Raw genomic sequence first — 12,879 nt, forward strand, 5'->3', positions numbered from 1 at the left:
TCGCAGAAGCCGGCTGGCGCCGCTTTGGCCGCGCTGGCCGGGTACCGGCCATGCCGATGGCGCGAAAAACGCGTCTCTTCCATACGAAGCAAAGCCAGCCGGCACGAAGCCCACCCGCTCCATGGACGTCACGATGACCCAGAACCTGCAACTCCCGCAAAAGCCGCCTGCCCTGCGTGTCGTCCCGCAACCGTCGGATTCGAACATGCATGGCGACGTGTTCGGCGGCTGGATCATGGCGCAGGTCGACATCGCCGGGTCGATCCCGGCGAGCCGCCGCGCGAACGGCCGCGTCGCGACGATCGCGGTCAATTCGTTCGTGTTCAAGCAGCCGGTTTTTGTCGGCGATCTGCTGAGCTTTTACGCGGATATCGTGAAGACGGGCAATACGTCGGTCACGGTTTCGGTCGAGGTGTACGCGCAGCGTATGAGCCTCGCCGAACACGTCGTGAAGGTGACCGAAGCGACGCTCACGTATGTCGCGACCGACAGCGACCGTCGTCCGCGGGCATTGCCTGCGCTGGATTGACCGTTTTCAGTTGACGGGAAATATGGGCGCTTCAATCCACACTGGAACAAACGCCGCCGCAGCGCGGCCCCGGTATTTTTCAGGTCTCGACCGATAACACGGCCGCCGCCTGCCGCAACAACACCGGAACCGCCTCGTGCGGCATCGGCTTCGCGAAATAGAAGCCCTGCATTTCGTCGCAGGCACGTTCGCGCAGGAAGTCGAGTTGCGCCGACGTTTCCACGCCCTCCGCGATCACCTGCAATTTCAGCGAGTGCGCGAGCGCGATGATCGCTGACGTGATCGCTTCATCGTCGCTCGATGCGCCGATATCCGACACGAACGAGCGGTCGATCTTCAGACGGTCGACCGGAAAACGCTTCAGGTAGCTCAGGCTCGAATAACCGGTGCCGAAGTCGTCGATGGCAAGACCGATGCCGAGCGCGTGCAACTCGGTGAGCATCGTCACCGCGTCTTCGGCGTTGCGCATGATCGTGCTCTCGGTCAGTTCGAGTTCGAGATACTTCGGTTCGAGCCCCGTCTGCGCGAGCACCTGTTTGACGAGCACCGCGATGTCGCGCTGTTCGAACTGCCGCGCCGACAGGTTCACCGACACGCGCGCCGGCGGCAAACCTTCGTCCTGCCACGCCTTGTTCTGGCGGCACGCCTCGTAGAGCACCCATTCCGACAGCGGCCCGATCAGCCCGCTTTCCTCGGCTACCGGAATGAACGATGCCGGCGACACCAGTCCGACCTCAGGATCGAGCCAGCGCACGAGCGCCTCCATTCCGACAATCCGCCCGCTGGCGATATCCACCTGCGGCTGGTAATGCAGCAGGAATTCACTGTCGCGCAGCGCGCGCCGCAAACGCCGTTCGAGGTTCATCCGCGCGCTCGCGTTCGCGTTCATCTCCGGCTCGAAGAACTGGAACGTATTGCGGCCCATGTCCTTCGCACGGTACATCGCGAGGTCGGCCTTTTTCATCAGCGTTTCGGCGTCGTGCCCGTCCTGCGGGAAAAGGCTCGCGCCCATGCTGCAGCCCACATACAGTTCGGTGCCGTCGAGCCAGACCGGCTCCGAAATCGATGCACGTGCCCGCTCCATCCACGCAATCAGAAACTGTTCGTCGATGGTGTCGGTCATCACGATCACGAACTCGTCGCCGCCGTGACGCGCGACCGTGTCGCTCGCCCGCGCGCAACGCGTGAGCCGCTCCGCGACGACACCGAGCAGCCGGTCGCCAACGCTGTGTCCGAGGCTGTCGTTCACGTTCTTGAAACCGTCGAGATCGATGAACACCACCGCGACGCCCCGCTCGCGACGCTGCGCGGCAATCAGTGCGTGCTGCAGCCGGTCGCGCAGCAGGTTGCGGTTCGGCAGGCGCGTGAGGCTGTCGTAATTCGCCTGGTATTCGAGCTGCTCCTGATAGCGGATCAGCTCGGTCACGTCGTTGATGACGCCGATGTGGTGCGTTGTCTGGCCGTCGGCGTTCGGCACCGGCGCGATGAACAGCTGGTTCCAGAACAGCGCGCCGTCCTTGCGGTAATTGCGCAGCACGGCACTGACTTCGCGATTGGCGGCGAGCCCCTGACGGATCGCGGCGAGCCCTTCCTGATCGCGATCGTCACGCTGCAGCAGGCGGCAATCCTGGCCCAGCACTTCGGCCGGATCGTAGCCGGTGATGCGCTTGAACGCGGGGTTCACATATTCGATCAGGTTGCCAGTCTCCGCCGGCCCGGTGATCAGGATCGCGTTCACGCTTGCGTCGAGCGCGCGACTCTGCAGGCGCAGCGCGAGATCCGAACGCTTGCGCTCGGTGACGTCCGTGTACGAGCCGAGCACCCCGATCACGCTGCCGTCGCTGTCGGTGAACGGCAGCTTGCTCGTGACGGTCGTGCGGTGCACGCCGTCGAGTACGAGATCGACCTCGAAGTTCATCTTCGGCACGCTCGACGCGATCACTTCCTCGTCGATCGTACGTATGTGCGGCGCGAATTCGCGCCACGGCATGTCGAAGTCCGTCTTGCCGATCACCTGCTCCGGATAAGCGAGCCCGGCGTCGCGCGCGAACGCCATGTTGCAGCCGAGATAGCGCGATTCGCGATCTTTCCAGAAGATGCGCTGCGGAATGTTGTCGATGACCGTTTCCAGCATCTGGTTCGACCGCTGCGCCTCGGCTTCGGCGTTGATCTGTTCGGTGACGTCGTCGGCCAGCACGAAAAATGCCGGGCGGCCGGCGAAACTCAGCGCGTGATATGAAATGTCCGCGCTGATCAGTGAGCCGTCCTTGCGACGGTGACGCCACACGCCGGCCATCGTCCGCCCGCTGCTCGGCACGATGTCACTGCGCTGCAAATGCGACTCCAGCCGCGCGACTTCCGCGACCGGCCGGATCACACGAATCGTCATCGCGAGGAATTCGGTTTCGGAATAGCCGTATTGCTGCACGGCCGCGCCGTTCACCGCGAGAAAGCGCAGCGTCTCGCGATCGAAGATGTACATCGGCACCGGATGCGCGTCGAACAGGCCTCGAAAGCGTTCGTCATTGCGGCGCAGTGCACGCACGATGCGGATTTTTTCGCGTGCGGCGGTCTCGCGCACGCCGAACGTGTAGATCAAAAGACCGCTGCCGGCGAGCGTCGTGACGAACAGGAACAGCATCGCGACCTGGGTCGATTTCGTCGAGTCGCCAAGCGCGGCTTCGAGCGCGCGGTCCTCGTCCTGGCGTATTGCCGTGAGGCCCGAATCGAACGCATCGAGTTGCGTGTCGAGACGCGTGTATTCGATTGCGGCCCACGCCCGCGAATCATCGAGCCCCGGTTGCGCCGCCCGGGCGAGCGCCGTGTCGACGCCGCGCTGCAACACGCGCGAGGCCGGCACGAGCCGGTCGAGGCCGTCGATCAGACGCGGCTCGGCGCTGAACCGGCCTCGCAGCGACGCCTCCAGCCTGCTGAGTTCGACGGCCCGACGCGTGGCGGCGCTGGCCGGCTCGATGGTGCCGGACGCTTCGAAACGGCCAAGCGCGGCCAGCCCGCCTTCGAGCGTTTCCCGCCAGGCGTCCAGGTCCTGCTTGACGCTCATCGAGCGCAAGGTCCGTTCGTCCGCGGCGCGCTGGCCGCAGATCTGCGTGTAGGCAACAAAAGCGTTCGCGCCGACGGCCGCGGCGACGACTGCCAGATTGATCAGCAGTCGCTTCGAAAAAAGAGAAGTCATGAGTTCCGAACGTCGGGTCGTTCTGCGGGCGGGAAGCCCGGGCTGGCCTGCTTTTCGTCGCCATGTACGGCTGCACGAACGCGGGTCTTTTGCGCGCTAACCTCTGGTTAACGACCGGTTTCGGAGGAGATTGAGGGCTGGCCGGGAAATAATCCGGCGCAAACGGTTGTGGCTCGTCGCATCGGGCGTTCAGCGCAGGTCGTGCCCGGAAGCCGCGACGCCGAACTCAGTCATCGCCGGGATGAAATCGTGGTTGCCTTCCGGCTTGCGCGACAGCTTGGCGAGCACGTAGCGCTGGAACGGATTGAGCCGTGCCCACTGCTCGCGCGTCGGCGCACGCAGCCGCGCGACGAGCGACTGATGCACGACGCCATCCGGCACCGCTTCCGTATTGCGCCACGCGGGCGCTTCCTCGGGCGTGAACCACTCCGGCTCGACATTCGCGTGCGTGCGCAGCATTTCGAAAAGCGCATGATCGAAATTCGGCTCGATGGTGGCGTCCTCCTCGACCGGAAAACGTGCCAGCAGCGCGCGGTCCTCGTGCGGCAGCATCTGCCACTGCGCGAGGGAGATGCGCAGGCCGAAACGGTCGAGATTAAAGCGCACGGACATCGGAATGAAGCTGAGATTCTCCGATGAAGCGACTTCGAAGTTGAAGAGGAGCGGCGCCTCGTTGAGTCCCATGTCAGTGTCCTGGTTGGTGACCGGCAACGCATGATGCCGGCTTGAGGTATTTTAGAACCTTATTCGCGGGCCGGAAACGCGTTGACGCATTGGCAGCGCGCCCCGCTTGCGGCAATTCAAGGAGTGGACGCTTGAACGAACTGGAAACCACCGGTCAGCCCGGCGCCGTCGAGCAGATCGTGCACCGGCATCGGGGAGAGTCGGTCGAAACGCTCGCCGATCATGTCGGTCAGGAATGGCCTGTCGCGCTCGTTTTCAACGGCATTTCACATGCCGTGATGATGTGCACGCCGCGCGACCTGGAGGCGTTTGCCGTCGGCTTCGCGATTTCGGAAGGCATTGTCGGGCGCGGCAGCGACATTCAGGACATCGAGGTGGCGTGCTTCGAAGGCGAAATGCCGTACGCCGAAGTGCAGCTGACGGTCGTGCAGCAGGCATTTGTCGCGCTGAAGGAGAAACGCCGCGCGCTGGCGGGACGCACGGGCTGCGGTGTCTGCGGGATCGAAAGTATCGATCTGCTCGACCTGCAGCCGGAAGTGGTGCCGGATACCGGCTTTCTGGCACGCCTCGCGCCCGATGCGATTGCACACGCCGCGCGCGCACTGCCGGCACATCAGGCGCTGACGAAACTGACGGGCGGCCTGCACGCGGCCGCATGGTGCGATGCGGAAGGCGCGATCCGCTACGCGTTCGAAGACGTCGGCCGCCATAACGCGCTCGACAAGCTGATCGGCCAGCTGGTGCTCGATCGCGCGGATGCGAAAGACGGCTTCGTGTTCCTGTCGAGCCGCGCGAGTTACGAGCTGGTGCGCAAGGCGGCCCGCGTCGGCATTCCGATGCTCGCGACGATTTCCGCGCCTTCGTCGCTCGCGATTGCGATCGCGAAGAAAGCGCAGCTCAGGCTGGTGAGCTTCTGCCGCGAATCCGGTTACGTCGAATACGGCACGCGGTGATCCGCTCGTGACGGACGCTGCGCAATAGCGCCGCGGCGCCCGACGTCGCTCCGCGAAGACGCTCAGTCGAACTGCCGGAAATCCGGCTTGCGCTTTTCGAAGAACGCCTTGAACGCCTCGCGTGCTTCCGGCGCGAGCAGCATCTTGCCGAAGTGCACGGCTTCCTCAGCGATCTGCGTCTGGATCTCGTGCTGCGCGGCGCGCTTCATCAGCGCCTTCGTCACCCGCAGCGACGAAGCGGGCAGCGCCGCCAGCTTGAGCGCCTGCGCCTTCGCGAACGCGTCCACTTCGGCGACGGGCAGCAGACGGTTCACGAAGCCCATGCGCTGCGCTTCCTTCGCATCGAACGCTTCGCCGAGCAGCAGCTTTTCCGCCGCGCCCTGATAGCCGGCCACGCGCTGCAACAGCAACGACGAAGCCGCTTCCGGACACAGACCCAACTGGGTGAACGGCAGCGAGAACGTCGCCGATTCCGCTGCGTAGACCAGATCGCAGTGCAGCAGCAGCGTCGTGCCGATGCCAACCGCCGGACCCGCCACCGAAGCGACCACCGGCTTTTCCGCCGAACTGATGCCGCGCAGGAACTGGAACACCGGCGAATTCTCACCGCCCGCCGGCGACTTCATGAAGTCTTCCAGATCGTTGCCGGCGCTGAAAATGCCGATGCTGCCGCGAATCAGGATCGCACGCACGGATGCATCGCTGTGCGCTTCGACGAGCGCGTCCGCCATCGCCTGGTACATCGCGGCCGTGATCGCGTTTTTCCTGTCCGGCCGGTTAAAGGCAATCGTCAGCACGCCGTCTGCGCGTTCGACCAGAATATCCATCGCCATCTCCTCGTTATTCCTTCGATTTCCTGAATGGAAAAAACGGTTCGCAAGCCGTATGACCTGCGAACCGTTCGTCTTGCCTGTACGTTGTGCCGTCCGCGCTTACAGGCGTTCGATGATGCCCGCTGCGCCCATTCCGGTACCGACGCACATCGTCACCATGCCGTATCTGAAATTGCGGCGACGCAGCCCGTGCACAACCGTCGACGCGCGGATCGCGCCCGTCGCGCCGAGCGGGTGACCGAGCGCGATCGCGCCGCCAAGCGGGTTGATCTTCGACGGATCGAGCCCCAGGTCCTGGATCACCGCGAGCGATTGCGCAGCGAACGCTTCGTTCAGCTCGATCCAGTCCATGTCGTCGATCTTCAGGCCCGCGGCCTTCAGCGCGGCCGGAATCGCTTCCTTCGGACCGATGCCCATGATTTCCGGCGGCACGCCGCGCACGGCGAAGCTGACGAAACGGGCGAGCGGCGTCAGGTTGAATTCCTTCAGCATCTTTTCCGACACGACGATCAACGCGCCCGCGCCGTCCGACGTCTGCGAGCTGTTGCCGGCCGTGACCGAACCCTTGTTCGCGAACACCGTGCGCAGCTTCGCGAGACCTTCCATCGACGTATCGGCGCGCGGACCTTCGTCCAGCGCGACTTCACGCGTCTTCACCTTCACTTCGCCCGTGGCGAGATCGGGGAAGCGCTCACTGATCGTGTACGCGGCGATTTCGTCGTTGAATTCACCGGCCTGCTGCGCGGCGATCGCGCGGCGGTGCGATTCGACCGAAAACTGGTCCTGCGCTTCGCGGCTGATCTTCCAGCGCCCGGCGACCTTTTCCGCGGTCAGGCCCATGCCGTAGGCGATGCCGAAGTCCTCGCCGCGATCGAAGATGTGCGGCGACATCGACGGCTTGTTGCCCATCATCGGCACCATGCTCATCGATTCGCAGCCGCCCGCGATCATCGCGTCCGATTCGCCGACGCGAATACGGTCCGCCGCCATCGCCAGCGCCGTCAGGCCCGAGGCGCAAAAGCGGTTCACCGTCACGCCGCCCACCGTGTTCGGCAGGCCGGCCAGCAGCGCGCCCATCCGCGCGACGTTCAGGCCCTGCTCCGCTTCCGGAATCGCACAGCCGATGATCGCGTCTTCGATCACCTTCGTATCGAGGCCGGGCACCTGGGCCACGGCCGAACGGATCGCGTGCACCAGCAGTTCGTCGGGGCGCGTGTTCCTGAACATCCCGCGCGGCGCCTTGCCGATCGGCGTGCGGCTCGCGGCGACGATGTATGCGTCCTGCAATTGCTTTGCCATTTGAAAACTCCTTTGTCGATCAGAGTTAGCGCTTTAGCTGTCGACCGGAGTTCGCGCTTTAGCGCGTTACTCCGGTCCTATGCAAAGCACTTACTCTGATCCCATGCAGTCTTATCGCGGTCGACCGCGCGTTAGTTACGCACCGGCTTGCCGGTCTGCAACATGCCCATGATCCGTTCCTGCGTCTTCTGCGTACCGAGCAGATCGACGAACGCACGGCGCTCGAGTTGCAACAACCATTCTTCGTCGACGAGGCTGCCCGCTTCGACGTCGCCACCACACACGGCTTCAGCGATGCGGCCCGCGATCAGGTAGTCGTGCTCGCTGATGAAGCGGCCGTCGCGCATGTTGACGAGCGATGCCTTGATCGTCGCAATCGCCGAGCGCCCCGCGACCGGCACCTGTGTCACGCGCAGCGGCGCGCGGTAACCGGATGCCGACAGCGCGCGCACTTCCTTCTTCGCGGTGTCGAGCAGTTCGAACACGTTGAAGACGATCGTGTCGGACGGTTTCAGATAGCCCATCGCGCGCGCGTCGAGCGCCGAGGCCGAGACTTTCGCCATCGCGGCGTTTTCGAACGACTTCTGCACGAACTTCAGCAGGTCGTTCGTCGCGCCCACCTGCGTCGCGGCTTCGGCGGCACGCAGCGCGGCTTCCTTCAGACCGCCGCCCGCAGGCACGAGACCGACGCCGACTTCGACGAGACCCATGTAGCTTTCGATATGCGCGACGCGCTTCGCGCTATGCAGCGCCAGCTCGCAGCCACCGCCGAGCGCAATGCCCGACACGGCCGAAATCACCGGCACGCTCGCGTACTTCACGCGCAACATGCCTTGCTGGAACTTCTTCACGAACGGCTCGATACCCTTCGCGCCGCCCATCATGAACGCGGGCATCGCTTCTTCGAGATTCGCGCCGGCGGAGAACGGGCCGCCCGGCGTGCCAAGCTTCAGCGATGTGGGCTGCCACACCACCAGACCCTTGTAGTCCTTCTCGGCGAGCTCGATCGCCTGCACGAGGCCGTCGATCACCGATGGTCCGATCGTGTTCATCTTGCTCTTGAACGACACGATGAGCACATCGTTTTCACCTGCGCGGTCGTCGACCCATGCGCGCACGGCATCGGTTTCGAACAGGGTCTTGCCGTATGTTTTCGGGTCAGCAGCGGTCTCGCCGGCGAGCGGCGCACGGAACACCTGCCGGTCGTACACGCCGAGCGACGAACGCGGCACAAACGACTTCGAAGCCGGTGACCACGAGCCTTCGTTCGTATGCACGCCGCCCTTGTCCGCGACCGGACCTTCCAGCACCCACGCCGGCAGCGGTGCGCCCGACAGCGCCTTGCCGGCCGCGATGTCTTCCTGCACCCATTCGGCTACCTGTTTCCAGCCAGCCGTCTGCCAGCCTTCGAACGGGCCTTCGTTCCAGCCGAAGCCCCAGCGGATCGCGAGGTCGACGTCGCGCGCGTTGTCCGCGATCGATTCGAGATGCACGCCGATGTAGTGGAACACGTCGCGGAAAATCGCCCAGAGGAACCGGGCCTGCGGATGATCCGATTCACGCAGCAGCTTCAGACGCTCCGCCGGCGGACGCTTCAGGATACGGCCGACCATTTCATCGGCCTTCGCGCCGCCGTCGACGTATCCACCCGTCTTCGGGTCGAGCACCTTGATCGCCTTGCCTTCTTTCCTGTAGAAGCCGGCGCCGGTCTTCTGGCCGAGCGCGCCCTGCTTCACGAGTCCGGCGAGTACGGCTGGCGTTTCATAAACCGCGAAAAACGGGTCGCCCGCGAGCGTGTCCTGCATCGTCTTGATGACGTGCGCCATCGTGTCGAGACCGACCACGTCGGCGGTGCGGAACGTCGCGGACTTCGCTCGGCCGAGGCGGCTGCCCGTCAGATCGTCGACTTCGTCGAAACGCAGGCCGAACTTTTGCGCTTCGGCAATCACCGCGAGGATCGAGAAAATACCGACGCGGTTGGCGATGAAGTTCGGCGTATCTTTCGCCCGCACGACGCCCTTGCCGACCACGCTGGTCAGGAACGATTCGAGCTGGTCGAGGATTTCCGGACGCGTGGTGGCAGTCGGAATCAGTTCGACGAGGTGCATGTAGCGCGGCGGATTGAAGAAGTGCACGCCGCAAAAGCGTGACTTCAACTCGTCCGAAAAGCCCTTCGACAGTTCGGTGATCGACAGACCCGAGGTGTTTGTCGCAAAGATCGCATCCGGTCCGATATGCGGCGACACTTTTTTGTACAGGTCATGCTTCCAGTCCATGCGTTCGGCGATCGCTTCGATCACGAGATCGCACTCTTCGAGCTTTGCGATATCGTCGTCGTAGTTCGCGGGCTGGATGTACTGCGCGTCGTCCTTGACGCCGAACGGTGCCGGCGACAGCTTCTTCAGGTTCTCGATCGCCTTCAGCGCGATCGCGTTCTTCGGACCTTCCTTTGCAGGAAGGTCGAACAGCAGCACCGGCACCCTGGCGTTGATCAGGTGCGCAGCGATCTGCGCGCCCATCACGCCGGCACCGAGCACCGCTACCTTGCGAATGATCAGATTGCTCACGTTGTTCCTCCGGGGGAGTTATGCGGTATCGCCAGTCGCGCAAATGCGCGACAGGGCTAGCGCGCCGTGCGTTCAGCGTGATGCTGCGCGCGGCGCGTGCCGAAACGGGCTTAGAACAGCGACTCTTCGACTTCCATCAGCGACTTCGAACCGGCGCGCGCCTGACGGATCGTCATGGAGGTTTCCGGTAGCAGCTTCGCGAAGTAGAAGCGCGCGGTGGCGAGTTTCGCCTTGTAGAACGGATCGCCCGACGCTTCGTTATCCAGCGCGATGCGTGCCATACGCGCCCAGAAATACGAAAACACCAGGTGGCCGACCGTACGCAGATACGGCACGGCGGCAGCGCCCACTTCATCGGGGTTCTGCATCGCTTTCATGCCGATTTCCATCGTGAGCTTTTGCACCTTTTCCCCGATGTCGGCGAGCGGGTTGATGAACTCCGACATCTCGGCCTTCACGCCTTCGGCCTCGACGAATCCGGCGACCAGGTTGCCGAACTTCTTCATCTTCGCGCCCATGTCGCCGAGCACCTTGCGGCCCAGTAGATCGAGCGACTGAACTGCATTCGTGCCTTCGTAAATCATGTTGATACGCGCGTCGCGCACGTACTGCTCCATGCCCCATTCAGCAATGAAGCCATGGCCGCCGTAGATCTGCATCGCGTGGTTCGTGCCTTCGAACGCGTTGTCCGACAGAAACGCCTTCAGGATCGGCGTGAGCAGCGCGACGAGATCGGCGGCTTCCTTGCGAGCGGCTTCGTCCGCGTGCGACAGTTCCTTGTCGATCTGCAGCGCCGACCAGTACGTGAACGCGCGTGCGCCTTCCGCATAAGCCTTCTGCGTGAGCAGCATGCGGCGCACGTCCGGATGCACGATGATCGGATCAGCCGCCTTTTCGGGCGCTTTCGGGCCTGTCAGCGAGCGCATCTGCAAGCGTTCCTTCGCGTACGTGAGCGAGTTCTGGTACGCGACTTCGGTAAGCCCGAGACTCTGCATGCCGACGCCAAGACGCGCGGCGTTCATCATCACGAACATCGCATTCAGGCCCTTGTTCGGCTCACCGACGAGCCAGCCTTTCGCATTGTCGAGATTGATCACGCACGTTGCGTTGCCGTGAATGCCCATCTTGTGTTCGATGGAGCCGCACTTCACGCCGTTGCGTTCGCCCGGCTCACCCGCTTCATCCGGCACGAACTTCGGCACGATGAAGAGCGAAATGCCTTTGGTGCCCTTCGGGGCGTCCGGCAGACGTGCGAGCACGAGGTGGACGATATTTTCGGCCATGTCGTGTTCGCCGCTCGAGATGAAAATTTTCGTGCCGCTGATCGCGTAAGAACCGTCGCTGTCCGGCTCGGCCTTCGTGCGCAGGATGCCGAGGTCGGTGCCGCAATGCGGCTCGGTCAGGCACATCGTGCCAGTCCACACGCCGGTGACGAGCTTCGGCAGATAACGCTGCTGCAATTCCGGCGTGCCGTGTGCGTGCAGGCATTCGTACGCGCCGTGCGAGAGGCCCGGATACATCGTCCAGGCCTGGTTCGCCGAATTGAGCATTTCGTAGAGCGCGTTGTTCACGAATGCCGGCAGACCCTGGCCGCCGTATTCGGGATCGCAGCCGAGCGACGGCCAGCCCGCTTCGACGTACTGCCGATAGGCTTCCCTGAAGCCCTTCGGCGTGGTCACCACGCCGTCGCCGACGTACGTGCAGCCTTCCTGGTCGCCGCTCTGGTTGAGCGGGAAAAGCACTTCGGAGCAGAACTTGCCGGCTTCCTCGAGCACCTGGTTGATCGTGTCGGAGTCGAGATCCGCGTGCTTCGGCATCTGCCTGATCTCGGCTTCGACGTTAAGCAGCTCGTGCAACACGAATTGCATGTCGCGCAGCGGCGCGGCGTACTGTCCCATGACTCTTCTCCACTCCAAAGGTGTTGGCTTAAAGCATCGCCACCAGCCAGCGCCCACAACACGGACCTGTTGCGCCGACGAACCCGATGGATCCGGAGACGCTGCTAGCGGCTGCTGCTTTGATACGAAACGATCAATTTATCCAGCGAGGCCCGCGTCAGGCGCACGGCATCCGGCAGGTGCAGGAAGCGTGCATCGTGATGCAGACCCAGCGTGAAGCTGTACATTTCGAAGAGCATCAGTTGCGGATCGGCGTCCGCCCTCAGGTGCCCTTCTTCCATCGCCTGCGAAATGGCTCGCGTGAGCGCGGCGCGCCAGGTGCTCACGCTCGCCACCAGTTGCTCGCGCACCGGGTTGTCCGCGCGGTCGTCGTACTCGACGGCGCCGCTGATATAGATGCATCCAGTGGTGACTTCCTGGATGCGCTTCTCTATCCAGCCCGAGATCATTGCCTGCAGACGCGGCAACCCGCGCGGTTCACGCAGACTCGGAAAGAACACCTCCTCCTCAAAACGGCGGTGATATTCCTTGACCACTTCCACCTGCAGATCCTCGCGCGACCCAAAATGCGCGAACACGCCGCTTTTACTCATCTGCATGCGCTCGGCCAGCAGGCCGATCGTCAGACCCTCGAGTCCGTCGCGGCTGGCCAGGTCGAGTGCTGCGTCGAGAATTGCCGCGCGCGTCTGTTCGCCTTTTCGCATAGCTTTGTACCGTTCTGATTTGACCGAAAGAAAATCGAACGGCCGTACTATTGTTGAGTACGACCGTCCGCGAAACAAGGACTTTATTAGAAACCAGTTTCTAACTGGCCTCCAATTTTGCGGCATCCGTCAATCGGACGAGGCGTAATTTTCGGGATTGTTCGCTCATGCCGCTTAATGACAGTTTTACCGGCTCGACGCGCCGGTGTATCCAGGTGA

9 protein-coding genes are annotated in these 12,879 nt (G+C 63.4%); 2 read left to right on the plus strand and 7 right to left on the minus strand.

The genetic code is table 11. The annotated features are described in order from the left end of the window. Window positions 1–133 precede the first annotated feature (133 nt). The gene (locus tag LPA34_RS13560; protein WP_228978897.1) at window positions 134–529 is read left to right on the plus strand and encodes an acyl-CoA thioesterase; all 396 of its coding nucleotides are present in this window, start codon (window positions 134–136) and stop codon (window positions 527–529) included. 79 nt (window positions 530–608) lie between these two features. On the opposite strand, the gene LPA34_RS13565 is transcribed toward LPA34_RS13560, so the two are convergent. Both LPA34_RS13565 and LPA34_RS13570 read right to left on the minus strand, forming a co-directional pair. Beyond that, window positions 609–3,722 carry a sensor domain-containing protein gene (locus tag LPA34_RS13565; RefSeq protein WP_228978899.1) on the minus strand — a complete coding sequence of 1,038 codons (3,114 nt, stop codon included), beginning with the start codon at window positions 3,720–3,722 and terminating at the stop codon, window positions 609–611. 189 nt (window positions 3,723–3,911) lie between these two features. Continuing rightward, window positions 3,912–4,406 carry a nitrate reductase associated protein gene (locus tag LPA34_RS13570; protein ID WP_228978901.1) on the minus strand — a complete coding sequence of 165 codons (495 nt, stop codon included), beginning with the start codon at window positions 4,404–4,406 and terminating at the stop codon, window positions 3,912–3,914. A gap of 131 nt (window positions 4,407–4,537) precedes the next feature. Here LPA34_RS13570 and fdhD point away from each other — a divergent pair, with 131 nt between their 5' ends. Continuing rightward, window positions 4,538–5,359 (plus strand): formate dehydrogenase accessory sulfurtransferase FdhD, encoded by an 822-nt coding sequence (fdhD, locus tag LPA34_RS13575; RefSeq protein ID WP_228978902.1) that lies wholly within the window; start codon window positions 4,538–4,540, stop codon window positions 5,357–5,359. 62 nt (window positions 5,360–5,421) lie between these two features. On the opposite strand, the gene LPA34_RS13580 is transcribed toward fdhD, so the two are convergent. From LPA34_RS13580 to LPA34_RS13600, 5 genes are all read right to left on the minus strand, one after another. Next, the gene (locus LPA34_RS13580) at window positions 5,422–6,192 is read right to left on the minus strand and encodes an enoyl-CoA hydratase (RefSeq protein ID WP_228978904.1); all 771 of its coding nucleotides are present in this window, start codon (window positions 6,190–6,192) and stop codon (window positions 5,422–5,424) included. 99 nt (window positions 6,193–6,291) lie between these two features. Next, window positions 6,292–7,491 (minus strand): acetyl-CoA C-acyltransferase, encoded by a 1,200-nt coding sequence (locus LPA34_RS13585; RefSeq protein ID WP_228978905.1) that lies wholly within the window; start codon window positions 7,489–7,491, stop codon window positions 6,292–6,294. Between the two features lie 131 nt (window positions 7,492–7,622). After that, a complete protein-coding gene (locus tag LPA34_RS13590) occupies window positions 7,623–10,058 on the minus strand; it encodes a 3-hydroxyacyl-CoA dehydrogenase/enoyl-CoA hydratase family protein (RefSeq protein ID WP_228978907.1) in 2,436 nt (811 codons plus the stop codon). 110 nt (window positions 10,059–10,168) lie between these two features. Continuing rightward, window positions 10,169–11,956 (minus strand): acyl-CoA dehydrogenase C-terminal domain-containing protein, encoded by a 1,788-nt coding sequence (locus LPA34_RS13595; protein ID WP_228978908.1) that lies wholly within the window; start codon window positions 11,954–11,956, stop codon window positions 10,169–10,171. 104 nt (window positions 11,957–12,060) lie between these two features. Continuing rightward, window positions 12,061–12,660: a TetR/AcrR family transcriptional regulator gene (locus tag LPA34_RS13600; RefSeq protein ID WP_228978911.1), complete on the minus strand. Its 600-nt coding sequence runs from the start codon at window positions 12,658–12,660 to the stop codon at window positions 12,061–12,063. Window positions 12,661–12,879 lie beyond the last annotated feature (219 nt).

It is taken from the genome of Paraburkholderia gardini, from assembly GCF_907164575.1.
GTDB classification, from domain to species: Bacteria; Pseudomonadota; Gammaproteobacteria; order Burkholderiales; family Burkholderiaceae; genus Paraburkholderia; species Paraburkholderia gardini.